22 protein-coding genes and 1 pseudogene are annotated in these 18,417 nt (G+C 39.1%); 20 read left to right on the top strand and 3 right to left on the bottom strand.

From position 1 onward, the window contains the following. Genes AC4CS8_RS08390 through AC4CS8_RS08380 form a run of 3 tightly spaced genes read left to right on the top strand, consistent with a single transcriptional unit; the run spans position 1 to position 1,650 of the window. A complete protein-coding gene (locus AC4CS8_RS08390) occupies positions 1–933 on the top strand; it encodes a hypothetical protein (protein ID WP_172095637.1) in 933 nt (310 codons plus the stop codon). Positions 934–970: 37 nt separating this feature from the next. Further along, entirely contained in the window at positions 971–1,201 is a 231-nt protein-coding gene (locus AC4CS8_RS08385) for a hypothetical protein (protein ID WP_172095636.1), read from the top strand. Between the two features lie 5 nt (positions 1,202–1,206). Next, positions 1,207–1,650 (top strand): hypothetical protein, encoded by a 444-nt coding sequence (locus AC4CS8_RS08380; RefSeq protein WP_172095635.1) that lies wholly within the window; start codon positions 1,207–1,209, stop codon positions 1,648–1,650. Here the strand turns inward: AC4CS8_RS08380 and AC4CS8_RS08375 are convergent. Next, positions 1,647–2,591 carry an IS30 family transposase gene (locus AC4CS8_RS08375; RefSeq protein ID WP_172095684.1) on the bottom strand — a complete coding sequence of 315 codons (945 nt, stop codon included), beginning with the start codon at positions 2,589–2,591 and terminating at the stop codon, positions 1,647–1,649. The genes AC4CS8_RS08380 and AC4CS8_RS08375 overlap by 4 nt on opposite strands. Before the next feature lie 182 nt (positions 2,592–2,773). Here AC4CS8_RS08375 and AC4CS8_RS08370 point away from each other — a divergent pair, with 182 nt between their 5' ends. From AC4CS8_RS08370 to AC4CS8_RS08345, 6 genes are all read left to right on the top strand, one after another. Beyond that, positions 2,774–3,211, top strand: a complete 438-nt coding sequence (locus AC4CS8_RS08370; protein ID WP_493892772.1) for a hypothetical protein — start codon at positions 2,774–2,776, stop codon at positions 3,209–3,211. 405 nt (positions 3,212–3,616) lie between these two features. After that, positions 3,617–5,203, top strand: coding sequence for a hypothetical protein (locus AC4CS8_RS08365; protein ID WP_172095671.1), 1,587 nt, complete (start codon positions 3,617–3,619; stop codon positions 5,201–5,203). Between the two features lie 14 nt (positions 5,204–5,217). Further along, positions 5,218–6,180: a hypothetical protein gene (locus tag AC4CS8_RS08360; protein ID WP_172095672.1), complete on the top strand. Its 963-nt coding sequence runs from the start codon at positions 5,218–5,220 to the stop codon at positions 6,178–6,180. After that, positions 6,181–7,137 carry a hypothetical protein gene (locus AC4CS8_RS08355; protein WP_172095673.1) on the top strand — a complete coding sequence of 319 codons (957 nt, stop codon included), beginning with the start codon at positions 6,181–6,183 and terminating at the stop codon, positions 7,135–7,137. Further along, a complete protein-coding gene (locus AC4CS8_RS08350; RefSeq protein ID WP_493892771.1) occupies positions 7,134–8,066 on the top strand; it encodes a hypothetical protein in 933 nt (310 codons plus the stop codon). Before AC4CS8_RS08355 ends, AC4CS8_RS08350 begins: the two co-directional genes overlap by 4 nt. Before the next feature lie 185 nt (positions 8,067–8,251). After that, entirely contained in the window at positions 8,252–8,947 is a 696-nt protein-coding gene (locus tag AC4CS8_RS08345) for a histidine phosphatase family protein (protein WP_172095541.1), read from the top strand. Positions 8,948–9,111: 164 nt separating this feature from the next. On the opposite strand, the gene AC4CS8_RS08340 is transcribed toward AC4CS8_RS08345, so the two are convergent. Continuing rightward, positions 9,112–9,804, bottom strand: a complete 693-nt coding sequence (locus AC4CS8_RS08340) for an ABC transporter permease (RefSeq protein ID WP_172095540.1) — start codon at positions 9,802–9,804, stop codon at positions 9,112–9,114. Then, positions 9,788–10,684, bottom strand: a complete 897-nt coding sequence (locus tag AC4CS8_RS08335; protein WP_172095539.1) for an ATP-binding cassette domain-containing protein — start codon at positions 10,682–10,684, stop codon at positions 9,788–9,790. The genes AC4CS8_RS08340 and AC4CS8_RS08335 overlap by 17 nt, the downstream gene beginning before the upstream one ends. A 98-nt stretch (positions 10,685–10,782) precedes the next feature. On the opposite strand from AC4CS8_RS08335, the gene AC4CS8_RS08330 reads away from it, so the two are divergent. From AC4CS8_RS08330 to dnaK, 11 genes and pseudogenes are all read left to right on the top strand, one after another. Continuing rightward, positions 10,783–11,643, top strand: a complete 861-nt coding sequence (locus AC4CS8_RS08330; RefSeq protein ID WP_172095538.1) for an Rgg family transcriptional regulator — start codon at positions 10,783–10,785, stop codon at positions 11,641–11,643. Between the two features lie 90 nt (positions 11,644–11,733). Beyond that, positions 11,734–11,997 carry a hypothetical protein gene (locus AC4CS8_RS08325; RefSeq protein WP_172021159.1) on the top strand — a complete coding sequence of 88 codons (264 nt, stop codon included), beginning with the start codon at positions 11,734–11,736 and terminating at the stop codon, positions 11,995–11,997. A 99-nt stretch (positions 11,998–12,096) separates the two neighbouring features. After that, positions 12,097–12,420 carry a PadR family transcriptional regulator gene (locus AC4CS8_RS08320; protein WP_172021161.1) on the top strand — a complete coding sequence of 108 codons (324 nt, stop codon included), beginning with the start codon at positions 12,097–12,099 and terminating at the stop codon, positions 12,418–12,420. Continuing rightward, positions 12,410–12,925: a DUF2812 domain-containing protein gene (locus AC4CS8_RS08315; protein WP_172021162.1), complete on the top strand. Its 516-nt coding sequence runs from the start codon at positions 12,410–12,412 to the stop codon at positions 12,923–12,925. The genes AC4CS8_RS08320 and AC4CS8_RS08315 overlap by 11 nt, the downstream gene beginning before the upstream one ends. Beyond that, positions 12,922–13,077, top strand: coding sequence for a hypothetical protein (locus AC4CS8_RS08310; RefSeq protein ID WP_172021164.1), 156 nt, complete (start codon positions 12,922–12,924; stop codon positions 13,075–13,077). The genes AC4CS8_RS08315 and AC4CS8_RS08310 overlap by 4 nt, the downstream gene beginning before the upstream one ends. A gap of 24 nt (positions 13,078–13,101) precedes the next feature. Further along, positions 13,102–13,239 (top strand): annotated as a pseudogene (locus tag AC4CS8_RS08305) (PadR family transcriptional regulator); the annotation flags it as partial. Then, a complete protein-coding gene (locus AC4CS8_RS08300) occupies positions 13,229–13,732 on the top strand; it encodes a DUF2812 domain-containing protein (RefSeq protein WP_493892770.1) in 504 nt (167 codons plus the stop codon). The pseudogene AC4CS8_RS08305 and the gene AC4CS8_RS08300, both read left to right, overlap by 11 nt. 162 nt (positions 13,733–13,894) lie before the next feature. After that, the gene (gene hrcA, locus AC4CS8_RS08295; protein ID WP_172021168.1) at positions 13,895–14,929 is read left to right on the top strand and encodes a heat-inducible transcriptional repressor HrcA; all 1,035 of its coding nucleotides are present in this window, start codon (positions 13,895–13,897) and stop codon (positions 14,927–14,929) included. Between the two features lie 12 nt (positions 14,930–14,941). Beyond that, positions 14,942–15,454 (top strand): nucleotide exchange factor GrpE, encoded by a 513-nt coding sequence (gene grpE, locus AC4CS8_RS08290; RefSeq protein WP_172021170.1) that lies wholly within the window; start codon positions 14,942–14,944, stop codon positions 15,452–15,454. Then, positions 15,455–15,886 (top strand): GNAT family N-acetyltransferase, encoded by a 432-nt coding sequence (locus AC4CS8_RS08285; RefSeq protein WP_493892769.1) that lies wholly within the window; start codon positions 15,455–15,457, stop codon positions 15,884–15,886. Positions 15,887–16,110: 224 nt separating this feature from the next. Further along, complete coding sequence (gene dnaK / locus AC4CS8_RS08280; RefSeq protein ID WP_105114407.1) at positions 16,111–17,934, top strand: molecular chaperone DnaK; 1,824 nt, start codon at positions 16,111–16,113, stop codon at positions 17,932–17,934. Positions 17,935–18,417: the final 483 nt, after the last annotated feature.

The following is an 18,417-nucleotide window of genomic DNA, read 5'->3' as shown; positions in this document are numbered from 1 at the left end:
ATGACAGAAAGTAAACACACATCACAAGAACGCAATAAACGTTATTTTCAATCGTTCATCGCAACTCGAGCGTCTATGGGGATGTTGGGAGTCGGTTTGGCTGGCTTCATCATTGGAAGTTTAGCATTGCTTTATCATTGGGCAACAGCTGTAAAATTTGGCTGGAATCCTCCCTATGATTTCTTTTCAGCGACACTATTAATTAGCATTATTTTTATGTTTATATCTTTCTTAATTAATCTGATAGAACCATTTCGTTATTATTTCTATCAGCATCAGCGCTTTAGTTCTATCTGGCAGCTAATATTTGTCGTTTTTCTCTTATATGATTTAAGTATTATTACTTTATTACTGATTGTCTATGACGAACCTTTTATGAATTTGTACGATTTTCGTAGAAGTCTTCCGTTTTTGATTTTGGCCACTGTTTCTTATATAATTTGTATCGCCTATAATATTCATTGGATTCACCGACAGCTACAAGTTGGTATGTCAGAAGAGCGGGCTAGGAAAAATTTTCAAGCTTTGCCAGCTATCTACTCTTCAAAAACTCTATTATTTATTCTTAGTGTTGTATTGCTAGGAGGGATAATTTTTAGTGGTTTATCACTATCAACTTTATGGGTATTCGCATTGTTATTGTTTATTGGAGCTTTTTCTCGTCTCCATGTGGAGTATGCCTATGCGGCAGTATTGAAGTGGCGAGACAGGGAGTATTGGGAAGAGTATCGTCGAGAGGATGGGATATCTAGTCAAGGTCTTCATACTTTGCTAAGGTGGGGACTGGAGATATTGATATTTGCAACATTTATTTTTGTAGGAATGTATATATTGCCTCAAAGTCATTTTTTAGTTCCAGTATGCCGCTTTGGGGTTATTGGAATGGTTATTTATTGGCTTGCCCGTATCTTTATAAGAAAGAAAAAGTTATAGATAATTATGTAGAAATGCTTTCAATAGAAAATGGGATATGATTGGTACAGTTTCTGACTTCACTGTAGACCTAGGCACTGGTGCGGGAGCTATCATAGGTTTCGGTATTAACACTCTTATTAATACTGAATTTGGCAATCCTCCAACCAGAGCTGTTGGGCACCTAAAACAATTTGTAAAAGATCCAGTAGGCTCATTTGGAAAAATGAGCAACAAGCTTGGAAAAGCTATTAGTAGCGTTGGTAAATGGCTTGGATTTGGAGGGTAGAATTGATGAAAACAGAAAAATACACAATGTCAAGGCTCAACAAAGAGTATTTTCAATCATTAGCTTCAACTCGAGCTTCGATAAATAAAGCTGGTGGTTTCTTTGCAGGTACTGTGACGGGATTGATTTTTGGTGGAGTATACTGGTCTGTTGGGGCTGCTTATGGTTGGAATGCACCTTTTGATTTAGTAAGTATCATTTTTATCGTGAGCATTTTATATACAGGACTGTTATCTTTTTTTGCATCAGTTCCATCGTTAAGAAATTTATTATATAAACATCAAGATATTACAGCGATTTTTCAAACTATTTTTGTGATACTATTGATTTTGGAAGTGACGATGGGGTGCTTATTTTTATCGACTTATAAGCAAGGAAAATATTCTTTTTACAATACAACAACTGGTAATTTAGCTCTTGTTTTTTTATTATTTAAATTGTCAAATTAAGTTAGACTTTTTATATAACTCAGAAAAACTTGGTAAGGTGTTTGATAATTCAAAGACTTTCTAGGGATTCTATTTCTTTTATCAGCTATAGCTGATAAAAACTGCTGAGAAATATCAGTAAAATCCATCTGTTTCGGAAGTCCGTGTCGTCTTAACAAACCGTTCGAGTGTTCATTTAGACCTCGCTGCCCAGGGCAACCTGGATCAGCAAAGAAAATATCAATGTCATGTGCATTCGAAATAGACTTCCAATTAGAAAACTCTTTCCCACAATCAAAGGTTATCGACTTAAAGAGATGTTTAGGAAGTTGAGACAGCCATTGATTGATGGCAGCCTCAATATCACTTGCTTTTCGTCCCTTGGTTTTCAGTGTGATGATGGATTTTGAAAGGCGTTCTACCAAGGTAATAACCGCACTTTTGTGCTTTTCCCCAACAATGGTATCTCCTTCCAAGTGTCCAAATTCTGCATTAAAATCAGGATAGAGTTCAGCCCTTTCACGTAAATCTCTGCGAAACGTTTGTTTTCCTCGTTTTTCACTATGACCATTTGGCTTTCTCTTCCCTTTCCAGGGGAAATCCTCTTTCTTGAAAATACCACGGTCAGCCAGTCGATAGAGAGTTCTCATAGAGCAAGAAATGTTATCCGAATAAGATCCTTTGATGACATCAAGGCTCCAATCTAAATCCAAATGAGTTTGAATAATGTCTTTTTCTGCTTGCGAAAGACTTGTTTTCCTCCGACCACAGCGTTTCTTATTGGCTATATAGCGTTCGTAGTAGTCATAGGCGGAATGGCCGTCTTTGAGAAAGTTGATAACATTATAGATAGTCTGCTTTGACCTCCCCAGAGATGTCATAATATCTACAATTTTTACGCCTTCTTGGTAGTATGCCTCTATCATTACGAGCTCATTTGTGGTAAGATGGGTATAGGTCATTTATGTTAGTTCCTTTCAGACAAATGTGGTAGTTTATCTGAGCCTAACATAGATGGCTTTTTCTGTCTAGCTTAATTTTACAAATTGGGTTAACATATCTAGTATCAGTTGTTTACAATATATTTTGGTTAAAAGGACAACTCAATGCCGGTTTTTCAACTGAGCGAACCAAAAAGAATTTTTTGGCAAAGCCTGCCGTACAAAGTGTTGGCTCACTCACTTTAATTTTCAGCGGCAGTATGATGGGCAAGTTTTTATCAGCAGAGCAAACAAATATTTTTGGAATTGTATTTGGTTTATTTTTTATTATTGTATTCTCCCGTTTAAATGTGGAATATGCTTATCTTGCGAAATTAAAGCGATTGAGTAGAATTTATTGGGAGAAAAATGTGACTGATAGTAATCAAGATGTTATTACTAAACCAATTAAAACTTTTGTTCGAATATTACTCGAAATCGTACTTTTCTTTGGGATAATATACATCGGTTTACAGCTATTAGAGCAACGGAGTCCCTTTGTTTTTCCATTACGTTTGGTAACGATAGGAATACTAATATATTGGATCATCCGCATTCTATTATGGTTAAATCGGAAGTATTTCACGAGTGGTAACAAATAGAAACTAGCTACCTGAGTACACAAGTCCTAAGCTTGTCCCAGCAAATAAGTTAGAAAATTTTGCTTTCAAGTAGGCTTACTTCTGTAGTCTACCGAATATTTTTCTTTCCAGACAGGCTCACCTTGTCTGGAATTTTGGTATAATGGAAAGGTATTGTTTTTAGACTTAGAGCAGTCCATCAAGGAAGCTGAACTTACCTCTTTCTTTACAGCCACTTACTGTAGAGAAACCAATCCTGCCATTGAGGAAGAAATAGTTACAGAAGACGGTATAGGGAGAAAGACAAGCGCACCTAGTGCGGATGTTGGCAGAAAACCGAGATGAGTTAGACCGATATTATACAAGAACTCTTCAGAATTTAGATGAAGAAAAATGCCAGTTACAAAAAGAAAGGGATGATTTACCATGGGATTAAAATATGTCAGCTCTGATTCGTCTAACTTGATGACAGTCTTAGAGCAGAATATTTCGCGAATCAAATCGGAGATGGCTACTCTCTCGACCGGTGCTCAACAGTTGGTTTCCGCAGTGGATGGTCGTACGTTATCAGGCGCCGCCTATACGGCCGCTTCTGGTTTGTTTTCAGAATGCATTATCCCAGCGATTCACAAAACGAAGAGTGCAGTTGACGCGATAGAGACGGACTTATCCAGTTATAAAACCCAAGATGGAACAGTTAGCGGAGAAGGCGTTCTCGATGAAGATGAATTGAATAAACAGTTAACCTCCTTAAAAAGTCAGAAGGCTTCTGCTGAGCAGCTGTCTTCCTACCTCAGTACACAAGTCATGAACTTGTCCGGACAAAAAGGAACAGACTATTCTTCTTACATCGGACAGTTAAACAGCTCCCTCACTAGCTTGAGTTCGACAATTTCCTCTTTGGGATCAGATATCGCAGAAGTTGAACGGAAATTACAATTGTTGCGGAATTTTTCCGCCAATACCAATGGTCTCTTCTCAAGCGCTAAGGAGAACTTGAGCGTGTCCATGCAGGCGATGGCCGTTCTGTCCTTGAGCCAGATCAATGCGGATGGAACCTATACCCTGCCCCCTGGAGTAGATGCGTCATGGTTTACAAAAGAATCCAAAGATTTTAAGGACTCGTTTTACTTTGCGGTTGCCAATATGCCAAAATCTTTCACAGAGGAAGAGGCTGCTCAGTGGATTGCAGATCAAATAAAAAAATACGGTGATGGAGTTATTCCTTCTATTGATAACTATGTAGCAACATGTGGCGGTCGGCTTCAAACGGTTATCCAATCCGTCCTCCAAATCAAAAACGGTCGTGCCTATTTAAAAGGAGTTGCCATTGTTGTTGACAATACTGGTGTCTTAAGATTAGGAGGAAAGGTGCTCTACGATCCATTAAAGGGGAATGGAACTTCCACCAAGAACCTCTTCAAACCAAAAGATTTGAAGGACTGGGATGGCACCTTTACAAAAGGAAAAGATTTTGAGCAGAAGGTTGATATTAAGTTTAAGGGGTTACATTACGCCAAGAATGCGGATGGAACGCTTAATTTTAAAAATATGTGGAAAACAGGCCAGGCTTCTATTGTGGATTCCATAGATATTAAATCTAAGTTTAATGTTGCAAAGGGCTTTAAAGATTTTAAAGCGGCTTCAACGATTGGGAAGTTTGGAAAAGGTTTAGGAGTCGTTTCCACAGTGACAAGTCTGTACTCGAATTGGAGTGACAACACTCATAATGGTAAGACGGACTGGGTTGGTATGGGCTCAGATGTCACAGTTGATTTCTTAGCAGGCTCTGGGGCAACAGCCGCTGGTGCGATGGCAGGTTCGTTCTTCTTACCACCTGTTGGAACAGTTGTCGGTGCTGGAGTTGGAATGGTCATTAATATTGGCTTAAATTGGGAATATGGGAATCCACCTACCACTCTAGTAAAACAGGCGAAATCTATAGTGAAGAGTGGTGTCAAAACTTTTGGAAAAGCAGTCAGCAATGTTTGGAACTGGATGTCAGGTAAGTAGTGAGGGAAAACTAAATGACCAAAAATACACAACTTTCGCAAGAGCGAAATAAAAAATATTTTCAATCTTTCATCGCAACTCGAGCGTCCATGGGAATGATAGGGTTCGCTGGTATTGTAGGTGCTTTTGTTGGGGGGATTAACTACTTACTCCACACTGGTACAGTGGTTTACTATGGTGTGACCCCTCCACAGGATATTCTCTCTCAGATCCTTATATGCAGTAATGTTTTTTTGGTTCTGTCTATCTTATTGAATTTTGTAGAACCGATTCGTAGATTCTTTTACAAGCATCAGCGCTTTAGTTCAATTTGGCAATTTTTATCAGTATTTTTAATGTATTTTATGCTTATAGTACTATCTGCAATACTGACATTGGCCAATAAGAATATGCTGGATATCTATGGCTCTCCTTTTAGCCTACCGTTTCTAGTTGGAGGAATCGCCCTGTATTCACTATGTATTGCTTACAATATTGATTGGTTAAAAAAGGAGTTAGAGAAAGGGATGTCAGAAGAGCGCACTCAAAAGAATTACTTGAGTTCTCTGTCTAATGCTTCTTTAAATACATTGTTGATTATGTTTGGATTGGTCATGATTGCTCCTCTTATATTTAAAGGAACACTTATGACAGGGATTGGGCTCGCTACATTTGTATTATTTACAGGCGCTTTCTCTAGGCTTCATGTAGAATATGCCTATGCGGCAGTGTTGAAGTGGCGGGATAAGGAATATTGGGAAGAGTATCGTCGAGAGGATGGAATAATAATACCTAAGAAAAAGTGGTTGTTTATGATTCGCTTGATGGTTGAAGCGGGCGTGCTTTTTGGAATTATTTATTTGGGTCTTAAACTGAACGAGCAAAATAACCCTCTGGAATTTCCTCTACGTCTGGCAACAATAGGGATACTTATATACTGGATTATCCGCATCATTCTATGGAAGATACGAAAGAATAAGGAGAAACAAAAGGGATAAATGGAAACAAGACATCAAGCCACATCACAAGAACGAAACAAAGCATATTTTAGAGCATTTGTTGACGGACGGGGGACCTTAGATAATCCAGCTTTATATCTATCAAACTTTTTTGTTGGTGCTTTAATGGCGGTACCATACTGGCTGGTTCCTAAAGATTATGGAATGAATTCCTTGTATAATCCCATTGTTGTGACTTTACTCATTTTCAATGCGATAAATCTTCTGCTATTGTTTGCCATTGTTATTCCCTATCTGAAAAAGAAGCTTTACCAACATCAGCGATTTTCTAGCATTTGGCATTTTCTATTTTCAGTAAGTCTAACAATTAATTTGTTTCTTTTAGCAACTGCAATGATTGTATATAAAAAAGGTAGTTTTAGCTATGAACCCATTTATGCCGTTTGTTTTGTTTTGGGGGTTATTTATATTTTGTCGATGCTGTATCACATTTATTGGCTTCGTAGCCAATTGCAACATGGTTTTTCTCCAGAGCATACAGAAGGAAATTACTCGTCTCGAAAAAAGGTTCAAAGTGCAGGATCAATGGCTTTGATTTTTAGTGGAACAGTCCTTGCGCGGTATATGACAGCAGGTCAAGCAAATATTTTTGGGATGGTTGCAGGTCTATTGTTTGTTATGGCATTCTCACGCTTGAACCTAGAGTATATTTATGTCATGATATTAAAGTGGCGGAACAAAGAATATTGGGAAGAATATCGTCAAGAGGATGGGATTGGAGGGACTTCTAAGAAAACAAAATCGTTCATACGCATTTTTTTGGAGGTTTTGTTTATCATAGGTCTCGCTTATCTTCGTACAGAAATTCTTCCAGTTGATAGTCCCTTGATTCCAATATTGAAGATAATTCCAAGGCTCATCTTGGTATATTGGGGACTTCGTATTGTTATTTGGGGTTATAGAAAAATAAAAAATCGGAAGAATAGTACAGAATGAGGAAGAAAGAAATTATATCGCAAGAACGAAACCAACAATATTTTCAATCTTTAATTAATACGAGAATATCCTTGAAGAATCTTTCGTTCTACTTAGCTAGTCTGTTTGTTGGTGTGCTTATGCTCAGTATGTATTGGCTTGTTGGGAAGGATTATGGAATTGAGGCTTCGCAAACTTTTTTGGGCAGAAGTCTGGTAGTTTCAGTCGGATTTATGACACTATTTATCTTATTCTTGGTATTTCCTCCTCTTAAGAAGATAGTGTTTCAGCATCAAGATATAGCAGGGATTTTTCAAAACATATTTATGCTAATTTTGATTTTTTCACTATCATTGCTGATGATTTTCGTGTCTGGAATAACAGGTTCAGGGTTTGATTTAGATAGAATGGCCATACTCGGTTGGATTTTTTTGATAGTTTATATTATCAGTATTTTCTATAATGTCTTTTGGTTGAAAGGGCAGTTGCAAGCTGGATTTTCCGAAGAAAGAACGCAAAAGAATTTTTTAGCTAAACCAGCAGTCAAAAATACAGGTTCTTTAGCTATCATTTTTAGTGGAAGTTTAGCAGGAAGATGGGCTACAGCTGGTCAAGCGAATATTCTCGGGATAGTTGGGGGACTATTCTTGCTGATTGTTTTCTCAAGGTTAACAGTAGAATTGCTCTATGCAAACATTCTAAAGTGGCGGAACAAAGAATATTGGGAAGAGTATCATCAAGAAGATGGGGCAATAATACCTAAGAAAGAATGGTTGTTTATTGTCCGTTTGATGGTTGAAATGGGTTTCTTTTTTGGAATTATTTATTTTGGCCAGCCGTTAATAGAACAAAAAAGTCCCTTACTTTTTCCATTACGTATGGTAACGATAGGAATACTAATATACTGGATCGTCCGCATTCTATTATGGTTAAAGCGAAGAAGAATTTAAAAAAAATAGCTTGGGATAGTTTTGTTGTCAGATTAGCTGGTAAGTATTTATCAGTTTGAAAAAAACGAGCAAGGATTGTTCTGGGTTGGAGATTGCTAGTTAACTCAATTTTCTCCTAACCGACTGCGACAAGCAGTCGGTTTTTTGCTATAATAGATAGAAAAAGGAACACAAGGAGAAGTGTAATGACAGAAACTCGATTATATATTTCCCGCCATGGAAAGACAATGTTCAATACTATTGGTCGTGTGCAGGGTTGGTGCGACACACCATTGACTAAGGTCGGTGAGGAAGGAATCCGTGAACTTGGTTTAGGCCTCAAAGATGCAGGGCTTGATTTCAAGGTTGCCGTATCTAGTGATTTAGGCAGAACAGTTCAGACCATTACCATTGCCCAACGTGAATTGGGGATTTTAGGAAAGATTCCCTATTATCAGGACAAACGAATCCGCGAATGGTGTTTCGGAAGTTTTGAAGGTATGTATGATGCGGATCTTTTCCAAGGTGTTTTGCCACGTTTACGGGGCACGATTGATACAGTGGGAATGTCTTATGAAGAAATTGCTGCAGGTATTCAGGAAGCAGACACGGCTGGTTGGTCAGAGTCATGGGAAGTCTTGCGCGAGCGCTTGTTGACAGGTTTTGAATCCATTGCAAAAGATGTAGAAAAACAAGGTGGTGGCAATGCTCTGGTGGTCAGCCACGGCATGACTATTGCAACACTTGTTAATCTGCTCAATCCAGAAAGTCCGACCAATTTATTCTTAGACAATGGCTCTATCACTGTTCTCAAGTATGAAAATGGTCAATTTACCATTGAAGCAGTCGGCGATATGTCCTATCGTCATCGCGGAGCAGAATTGATTGCTCAAGGGAAGTAAATTTTTGCTTCCAAATATAAAATGCACCTGTTTCTTCCTATCAAAGTTGGATGAAAAGGTGCATTTTTAGTAATTAATAGGAATAAAGTTATGTTTGTTGCTTCTCTAGTCAAAGCATATTCATGATTTGTCATAGTTTTGTGTACGTGATGGTTCCTACATCACTATTTAAACTCTTTTTTACTAAAAATAACGTAACTCATATAAAAATATAGCATACTAGCCATAAAGCTAATACACATAGATAGCCTTGAAATATTTTCCCACTGTTGAAGCGAAAGAAATAGAAAATAATCTGTTGGTAATGTCATATGGAGTAGGTTACTAGTAATAAGGTTGGTGACATTGTCAAAAAGAAGGCTAATTAAACTAAAGGCAAGATAGGCTTGATTGACTTTATTGGACTTGACAAATATCAGGATGGATAACAGAGAGATACAGATAAATAAAGGTGTTTGAGCAATGAAACTGTGTATTATCACTGCAACATCAACAGGGGCACCCAGAAGTAAGCCAATACTGCTACTCAATAAATAGGCTAGAAGGATATAAGCGAGATTTAGCACAAGGGTTGCTAAGACTTTATAGAAAAATACTCCTTTTCTTATTTGTTGCTTGATAATAATATGATTGATGGTACGGTAAGTAAAATCTTCTCCAAAGAATAGGTTTGTCGGGACGATAAAAAATAGTGTGATAAATTGAGAAAGCAATTGAATAAGAGAGCTAGTGAAGTCTTCGTTGCCATGCAACAAAAAAGCGGATAAAAAGGACAGTAAAGCCAATATTCCCAATGAAATCGTTAATCTCTGTTCTTTTTGAATCTTAAATAAATCAGCTTTAAAGTAATGTATCATGCTCTTCTCCTTCTTGAAGCAATGTCAGATAATAATCTTCAAATGACATTTGTTGTTTAAAAATTTCTTTGACCTCAATCTCATGGTTTATCAAGAGATGAATGAGGCTCATAACATTCGTATCTGATGACAGACTGATATAATCCTTATCTATTTTGTAAGCGATGCCCTGCTCTTCAAGGATAGTAAAGGTCTTAGGATGGTTGTTTGTTTGTAGATAGAGTTGTTCCTCTAAAGTTTGTTCAAGCTCTTGCTTTGAGAATTCTTTGACGATAAGGCCCTTATGCATAATAATGTATCGATCAACCACCATCTCAAGCTCTGATAGGATATGACTGGAGATAAGGATGGTCATCCCATATTGATTGCGAAGATTTAAAATAATGCTTCTCATTTCTTTGATTCCAACAGGGTCAAGACCATTAATCGGTTCGTCTAGGATTAAAAAGTCAGGCTTATCTAGAATAGCTAAGGCAATAGCTAAACGTTGACGCATTCCCAGTGAAAAATCTTTGGATTTTTTCTTAGGATCAACATCCTCTAAACCGACAATTGCTAATGTCTCTAAGATTTTTTCGTCCGCTTGCTTGAGATTTAATTGCAGAGCCATGTAACGAAGATTATCGATCGCAGATAAATTAGGTTGTAGAGCAGGGGATTCAATTAAAGCTCCAATACGACAATATTTTGAGCTAGTAATGGTACCTGAAGTTTGGGAAATGAGACCCGATAACATTCTGAGAAGCGTTGTCTTCCCAGCACCATTTTCACCGACTAAACCACAGATTTCTCCTTTATTAATCGTTAAAGAAACCTGATGAACAGCCTTTTGTTTCCCGTATTGCTTTGATAATTGTTGGGTAGATAAGAGAGATGACATAACTACCTGCCTTTCTATAAAAAAATGATAAATCTATGATATACTAGATTCAAAAGTTGGCAAATTTCGTTACATAAATGTAACGCGTGGAGAATATAATGGGAAATTACGGAAAAATTTTTAAAATGATTCGAGAATCAAAAAATATGTCTCTAAAAGAAGTGGCTGGGGATTTCGTGACACCTGCTCAGTTATCACGCTTTGAAAATGGAAAGAGCAATCTTTCTGTAGATACATTTTTTCATTGCTTGAGACGGATGAATGTGGTAGAGGGCGAATTTTCTACCCTCTACCAGTCCTACTTTCAGATAGATAATTTGTTTTCATCAGAGGAATTTGTCCGTGCAGTTTATAGTCACAATGCTCAGTATATGGATGATAGAATTTTGTACCATCAAGCAGAGTATGATAGGGATGGACGTCCGTTTGATAGGGTGATGGTTGCGGCCTTTCATATTTTTAAGCAACAATGGTGCGATCCTGATTATGATGTTTCTGAGGATGAAAAAGCAATTCTATCGGACTATTTAATGTCCATAGATGATTGGGGTAAATTTGAACTCTGGATTTTCGGAAATTGTAGCAGAGGTCTTCCTAGCAAGATGTTAGAGGTGTTGGGAATGGAAGTTCTCAATCGAACCAAGTTTTATATGGATATCACAGAAAACAGAGATAATGTCTATAAGGTGCTCATCAATATTTCGAGTAGTTTGTTAGATAGGGGAGAGGAGCTTGCTGCTATTCGCTTTCTCAAAATTCTTGACTCTGTCAATATCATGGAAAAGAATATGCGGGATCGCTTGCTGCTTAAGCTCCTAAAAGCACGCTTGTCCTACATGAATGGAAATGATGGTGGCCTAGAAATAATGAAGGAATGCCTGCATATTGCCAAATTTTTAGATTGCTATGATTTAATCCACCAAATCAATAAGGAAATTGAGAAAGTTACAGATATGTAATGAATTTTAAGTGGCTCGCTATTTCTTGTAAGATGATACTTGTAAGTTTTATAAATTTACGAATAATGTTTATTTATCTTGGAGGAAATAATGATGAAGAAATTACTTGTTTTAGGTGCTCTTGCAATACTAGGTTTTGTAGCTTTTGGGCTTCTAACAACTAATAGCAGTTCAGCAAGTGCTGAAACGGAGGGCAAGGTAGTTCTGTTTGGGAAAGTCGATTTTTCAGACGATGAAGAACAGGACACGGATGAGGGAAGGGAAGAAGTAGCGACGGAGAGCGATGATGCTAGCTGGCTTGAGAACTTTATCACGACACATAAAACACCATTTTCTAAAACAATCAAGAAATGAAATCAGGGATCTTCTCTGATTTTTTTCTTGACAAGTGTATCGAGATGCGATATAATTTGTATATCGAATTTCGATGTATCGTAGTGCGAAAGGAGTTTTATGGACGATAAATTAAAACGCGTCTATGTTCCCATGACAGAGACAGCCTTCTATATTCTCTTTCATTTACAGGAAGAACGGCATGGTTACGATATTACCCAGAAGACCAAGGAAGTCACGGCAGGTCAGGTCGTGATTAGCCCTGGAACCATGTACGGTACCCTATCAAAGATGGAGAAGGACGGCTTGATTGCCTTTGTTAGAGAAGAAGACAAGCGAAAGTTTTACCAAATAACAGCAACAGGTCGAGAAATTCTAGATATAGAATTGGCTCGAATTGAACGACTTTATCGAAACAGTAAGGGAGAAAGTTATGGAGACTAAGACAGAAATTCATTTCTTCTTCTTGCCTGATTTTGAAAAGGAAGAACATTATCTGGCAGAGCAGCACCGCCAAGGATGGAAATTTCAAAAAAATAAATTTGGCTTTTTCTATGTCTTTGAGAAATGTCTACCTGAAGAAGTTAGCTATCAACTGGATTTTAAGCCCAAAGGTCAGGATAAGGAGGAATACCTCCAGATGTTTGCAGATTATGGCTGGGAATATGTCGGTGATTGCAATCATTTCTCTTATTTTAGAAAAAATGAGAGTTTGGGAGAAGTTGAGCTCTATAGTGACCGTCAGAGTAAGTTCGAGATGATTGACAGAATTATTACCAGACAGTTTCTACTGGCCACTTCCTTGTTTGTTTTCTTTATCTTGCTATTTTATGTCTTGAAATTGCCTGCTGTTATGATTGGTATGGCTATTGCTGACTTACCAGTTTTACTCTATTGTTCAATTGGTTTGATGCGTTTGCGTCAGAAGTATAAGGAGGTTGGAAAATGACAAAACAGAAACGAATTGCAGCACTTATCAATGCTCTTGCAATCTTCGCAGTGATTTTTCTAAATCGAAATAGTTTTATCAGCTTGATTGCTATAACGCTGATGATGGTTTTAAATTTTTGGAATATCTTGGAACTAAGGGAAGGGGAGTGAATGCGGTAGCTGCATTTCATTTTTGGTTTAATTCTCGTCAGAGAAGAAGACAAGCGAAAGTTTTACCAAATAACAGCAACAGGTCGAGAAATTCTAGATATAGAATTGGCTCGAATTGAACGACTTTATCGAAATAGTAAGGGGGAAAGTTATGGAAACTAAGACAGAGTGTAAAGTATTTTTTATCACGGATTTCAATCAGCAGGCGCAGTATCTGACTGAAATGCATCGGAAAGGGTGGAGGCTAACTAAAATTCGTTGGAGCTTCTTTTATCATTTTGAAAAATGTGAGCCAGAAGATGTCGTCTACCAAGTTGATTTTAAAGAAAGAAAAAACAAGGATAGAGAATCCTATCTACGCATGTACGAGGACTATGGTTGGGAATTTGTCACATCATGCCAAAGCTTCGTTATTTTTAGGAAGGCAGCTGTAAAGGGAGATCTTGAGATATACGGTGATAGGGAAAGCAAGCTGGTATTTGTTAAAACAATCATCCAAAGACGCTATCTACTATCCTTAGGACTTTATTTCATTTTGATAGGGATGAATCTGAATGAGCATGATCATGTATTTACGCTTGTTCTTTCCGCAATCTATATCCCTCTCTTGCTGTTGATTGGATACCGTTTTTATCGACTTGTAAAAAACAACTAGGTCTTCAGACTGATTTTTAGCACTCTAGGTAAAAGAGTGCTAATTTTTTGGTTTTTTCTCTTGACAATCCATTTTTTCGGCGTATAATGGGAGTATAAAGTTTAGCACTCGACATACGAGAGTGCTAAAACAAAAATCAGAGTGTTCATGAAAGGAGCGGAGATGATTACCCAACGTCAAAATGATATTTTGAATCTGATTGTTGAATTGTTTACGCGCCACCATGAGCCAGTTGGTTCTAAGGCCTTGCAGGAGATGATTGCTTCTAGTTCGGCTACCATTCGTAATGATATGGCTAAGCTAGAGCAGTTGGGTTTGCTAGAAAAGGCCCACACGTCAAGCGGTCGGATGCCCAGTCGGGCTGGTTTTCAATACTTTGTTAACCACTCGCTCAACTTGGAACATATCAATGAAGAGGATGTTTATCAGGTGGTCAAGGCCTTCGACTTTGAAGCCTTCAAGCTAGAAGACATCTTGGAGCGGGCCAGTACAGTCCTAGCTGATTTGACAGGCTACACTTCGGTGATACTGGATGTGGAGCCGACCAGTCAGCAGTTGACTTCCTTTGATATCGTGCAGTTAAGTAGTCACGATGCCTTGGCAGTCTTGACCTTGGATCAGTCAAAACCTGTCACCGTCCAGTTTGCCATTCCTAAGAACTTTTTGACAAGGGACTTGGAAGTGCTCAAACGTTTGGTGGATGAACGCTTCGTTGGTCAGACGGTCCTATCTATCCACTACAAGCTACGGACGGAGGTTCCCCAAGTTGTGCAACGCTACTTTACCACGACGGACAATGTCTTGGATCTGATGGATTATATCTTTTCCACACTCTTCCAAGAATCAGTCTTTATCAGTGGAAAAGTTGCTTCGCTGACTTATGGTAATCTTGCCACCTACCAGCTCTTGGATAGCCCACAGCTATTGGCTCCAGAGTTGCGAAAGGGCTTGGCGCCAGATCAGCAGACTAGCATTTCCGTGGCGGAAAGTATGGATCCAGCCCTCGCAGATGTGACGGTCATTCATCATTGCTTTCCAATCCCTTATCGGGGCATGGCCCAGATGAGTTTGCTCGGTCCTGTTGACATGGACTATCGTAGGCAGATGAGTTTAATCAACATTATCAGTCGCGTCCTATTTATGAAATTAACCGATTACTATCGTTACCTGAGCAGTAATCATTACGAAGTCAATTAAAAGGAGAATGCTTTGTCAGAAGAAATCAAAAATGAAGAAATTGTTGAGGAAGTAGCAACAACAGAAGAAGTTGTCGAAACTCCTGAAAAATCAGAATTGGATTTGGCAAATGAGCGTGCAGAGGAATTTGAAAACAAATACCTCCGTGCCCACGCTGAAATGCAAAATATCCAACGTCGTGCTAACGAGGAACGCCAGACTATACAGCGTTACCGTTCACAAGACTTGGCTAAGAAAATCTTGCCGAGCTTGGATAACTTAGAGCGTGCCCTTCAAGTCGAAGGTTTGACAGAAGATGTCAAAAAAGGCTTGGAAATGGTACAGGAAAGCTTGATTCAAGCCCTCAAAGAAGAAGGGGTGGAAGAAGTCGCAACCGATGTCTTTGATCCAAATCTTCACATGGCCATTCAAACCGTTCCGGCCACAGACGACTGCCCAGCAGAACACATCGCACAAGTCTTCCAAAAAGGCTACAAGTTGCATGAACGTCTGTTGAGACCGGCTATGGTGGTGGTGTCAGAATAAATGATAGAACTACGCGAAATCAGCGATGAAAATTTTCACGATTGCTTACATCTAGATTCTGGCTTATCTAACAAAGATTATGTCGATTCAGTTGAGTTTTCATTGGCAGAAGCTTGGAGCCTTCGACCATTCTCACATCCGAAAGCTATTTACAATGAAGGTGAATTGATAGGCTACGTTTCGCTTTACTGCAAAGACAGCAATGGTGAAATCATCAATTTCTTAATTGATAAGTATCATCAAGGAAAAGGATTTGGCAGAAAAGCAGCTGAAGTCTGCATAGACTATCTGAGCATAGAGCACAGCCTAGCTCAAATTTCTCTACCAGTTCATAAAGAACATTTGGAAGCTAGAAATTTCTGGAAGAAATTAGGCTTTCAAGAATCAAACAACATTGAAGATGACTATATCTTCATGCGTCGAACAACCTGACCGAAATGTCGTTAAACTATGAAATTGTAAACAAAGACAGGCCTTAGGCTTGTAGGCTGGCGAACATCGTGAGCCCATTTGATACTCTCCGCCGTGGCGGTAGATACGCAAAGTTTGAGACAATTGGCTCAAACTTTAGTCAAAGAGACCGCAAAAGCGGGCTCTGACGGCGTCGCCACTTAAGGAGAGTATCACTAAAAGAAATAAAAAAAGAGGTAAATCATATGTCTAAAATTATCGGTATTGACTTAGGTACAACAAACTCAGCAGTTGCAGTTCTTGAAGGAACTGAATCAAAAATTATCGCAAACCCAGAAGGAAACCGCACAACTCCATCTGTTGTGTCTTTCAAAAATGGTGAAATCATCGTTGGTGACGCGGCAAAACGCCAAGCAGTAACCAACCCAGATACTATCATCTCTATCAAATCAAAAATGGGAACTTCTGAAAAAGTTTCAGCAAATGGTAAAGAGTACACACCACAAGAAATCTCAGCTATGATCCTTCAATATTTGAAAGGCTACGCTGAAGAATACCTTGGTGAAAAAGTAACTAAAGCCGTTATCACGGTTCCTGCTTACTTCAACGATGCCCAACGTCAAGCAACAAAAGACGCTGGTAAAATCGCAGGTCTCGAAGTAGAGCGTATTGTCAACGAACCAACTGCAGCAGCCCTTGCTTACGGTTTGGACAAGACTGACAAAGACGAGAAAATCTTGGTATTCGACCTTGGTGGTGGTACTTTCGACGTATCTATCCTTGAGCTCGGTGACGGTGTCTTTGACGTACTTGCAACAGCAGGTGACAACAAGCTCGGTGGTGACGACTTTGACCAAAAGATTATCGACCACATGGTAGCAGAATTCAAGAAAGAAAACGGCATCGACTTGTCAGCTGACAAAATGGCTCTTCAACGTTTGAAAGATGCGGCTGAAAAAGCTAAGAAAGACCTTTCAGGTGTGACTTCAACTCAAATCAGCTTGCCGTTCATCACTGCAGGTGCAGCAGGTCCGCTTCACTTGGAAATGACTTTGACTCGTGCCAAATTTGATGAATTGACTTACGACCTTGTAGAACGTACAAAAGTACCTGTTCGTCAAGCCCTTTCAGATGCAGGTCTCAGCTTGTCAGAAATCGACGAAGTTATCCTTGTTGGTGGTTCAACTCGTATTCCAGCCGTTGTAGAAGCTGTAAAAGCTGAAACTGGTAAAGAGCCAAACAAATCAGTTAACCCTGATGAAGTTGTTGCCATGGGTGCGGCTATCCAAGGTGGTGTCATCACTGGTGATGTCAAAGATGTTGTCCTTCTTGACGTAACACCATTGTCACTTGGTATCGAAACAATGGGTGGCGTATTTACAAAACTCATCGACCGCAATACAACTATCCCAACTTCTAAATCACAAGTCTTCTCAACTGCGGCAGACAACCAGCCAGCTGTTGACATCCATGTGCTTCAAGGTGAGCGTCCAATGGCAGCGGACAACAAGACTCTTGGTCGCTTCCAATTGACAGACATCCCTGCAGCACCTCGTGGTATCCCACAAATCGAAGTAACATTTGACATCGACAAGAACGGTATTGTTTCTGTAAAAGCCAAAGACCTTGGTACGCAAAAAGAGCAAACCATCGTTATCCAGTCTAACTCAGGTTTGACAGATGAAGAAATCGACCGCATGATGAAAGATGCAGAAGCAAACGCTGAAGCAGATAAGAAACGTAAGGAAGAAGTTGACCTTCGTAACGATGTTGACCAAGCAATCTTTGCGACTGAGAAAACTCTCAAAGAAACTGAAGGAAAAGGCTTTGACGCAGAACGTGACCAAGCTCAAGCAGCTCTTGATGAGTTGAAGGCAGCACAAGAAGCAAACAACTTGGACGACATGAAAGCCAAGCTTGAAAACCTCAACGAAAAAGCTCAAGCCCTTGCAGTGAAACTCTACGAACAAGCTGCAGCAGCACAACAAGCAGCCGCAGGCCAAGAAGGAGCCCAAACTACTAACAACGCAGGCGATGATGTAGTGGATGGCGAGTTTACTGAAAAGTAATACTCTTCGAAATTCTTCACTAGGCTTTGTTAACTCTCCTCGATGAACTCTAGTTCAATCTTCGTCCAGTTGCCTAGCCTAGTCTTGAATTTCTTTGAGTATCTAGGGTTCGGAAAATCTTTTTTCCGAAGTTCTTAGCACGAACTCAGTTCTCATTTCCCGAGAATAAAATCATTAGTCAATCAAAATCCTAATCACAGAGGTTGCAACCCAGCCTCTGTTTTTGGGTAAATACCCTTCTAACTTTTACAGAAAGGAAAGTGTTCGTAATCGAACACGGGTTACTTTCTATATTCTAAAGAAAGGAATACAAGTTCGGCTATTCGAACACAGGCTAAAAACCTAGTGAAAAGATAAACTTCCTAGTGTGTTAGGCACACTGCGTCAGTTTGCTGTTTTCACTTTTCCAAAACCATGATAGAAAGGAAAGTGTTCGCAATCGAACACGGGCTACGGACTGTGCCAAAAAGATAGTTTTTCCTA

It is taken from the genome of Streptococcus sp. NSSLK0004 (assembly GCF_059039125.1).
The sequence above is the reverse complement of the archived record's forward strand: the minus strand, read 5'-3'. Positions and strand labels throughout refer to the sequence as shown.

Bases quoted from the DNA above. Each gene is read 5' to 3' on its own strand.
- AC4CS8_RS08330 (WP_172095538.1), top strand. From the start codon at position 10,783: ATGGGAAATTACGGAAAAATTTTTAAAATGATTCGAGAATCAAAAAAT.
- AC4CS8_RS08350 (WP_493892771.1), top strand. From the start codon at position 7,134: ATGAGGAAGAAAGAAATTATATCGCAAGAACGAAACCAACAATATTTT.
- dnaK (WP_105114407.1), top strand. From the start codon at position 16,111: ATGTCTAAAATTATCGGTATTGACTTAGGTACAACAAACTCAGCAGTT.
- AC4CS8_RS08385 (WP_172095636.1), top strand. From the start codon at position 971: ATGATTGGTACAGTTTCTGACTTCACTGTAGACCTAGGCACTGGTGCG.
- AC4CS8_RS08315 (WP_172021162.1), top strand. From the start codon at position 12,410: ATGGAGACTAAGACAGAAATTCATTTCTTCTTCTTGCCTGATTTTGAA.
- AC4CS8_RS08355 (WP_172095673.1), top strand. From the start codon at position 6,181: ATGGAAACAAGACATCAAGCCACATCACAAGAACGAAACAAAGCATAT.
- AC4CS8_RS08345 (WP_172095541.1), top strand. From the start codon at position 8,252: ATGACAGAAACTCGATTATATATTTCCCGCCATGGAAAGACAATGTTC.
- AC4CS8_RS08320 (WP_172021161.1), top strand. From the start codon at position 12,097: ATGGACGATAAATTAAAACGCGTCTATGTTCCCATGACAGAGACAGCC.
- AC4CS8_RS08365 (WP_172095671.1), top strand. From the start codon at position 3,617: ATGGGATTAAAATATGTCAGCTCTGATTCGTCTAACTTGATGACAGTC.
- AC4CS8_RS08390 (WP_172095637.1), top strand. From the start codon at position 1: ATGACAGAAAGTAAACACACATCACAAGAACGCAATAAACGTTATTTT.
- AC4CS8_RS08310 (WP_172021164.1), top strand. From the start codon at position 12,922: ATGACAAAACAGAAACGAATTGCAGCACTTATCAATGCTCTTGCAATC.
- AC4CS8_RS08300 (WP_493892770.1), top strand. From the start codon at position 13,229: ATGGAAACTAAGACAGAGTGTAAAGTATTTTTTATCACGGATTTCAAT.
- AC4CS8_RS08360 (WP_172095672.1), top strand. From the start codon at position 5,218: ATGACCAAAAATACACAACTTTCGCAAGAGCGAAATAAAAAATATTTT.
- AC4CS8_RS08335 (WP_172095539.1), bottom strand. From the start codon at position 10,684: ATGTCATCTCTCTTATCTACCCAACAATTATCAAAGCAATACGGGAAA.
- AC4CS8_RS08375 (WP_172095684.1), bottom strand. From the start codon at position 2,591: ATGACCTATACCCATCTTACCACAAATGAGCTCGTAATGATAGAGGCA.
- AC4CS8_RS08340 (WP_172095540.1), bottom strand. From the start codon at position 9,804: ATGATACATTACTTTAAAGCTGATTTATTTAAGATTCAAAAAGAACAG.
- hrcA (WP_172021168.1), top strand. From the start codon at position 13,895: ATGATTACCCAACGTCAAAATGATATTTTGAATCTGATTGTTGAATTG.
- AC4CS8_RS08325 (WP_172021159.1), top strand. From the start codon at position 11,734: ATGATGAAGAAATTACTTGTTTTAGGTGCTCTTGCAATACTAGGTTTT.
- AC4CS8_RS08380 (WP_172095635.1), top strand. From the start codon at position 1,207: ATGAAAACAGAAAAATACACAATGTCAAGGCTCAACAAAGAGTATTTT.
- AC4CS8_RS08285 (WP_493892769.1), top strand. From the start codon at position 15,455: ATGATAGAACTACGCGAAATCAGCGATGAAAATTTTCACGATTGCTTA.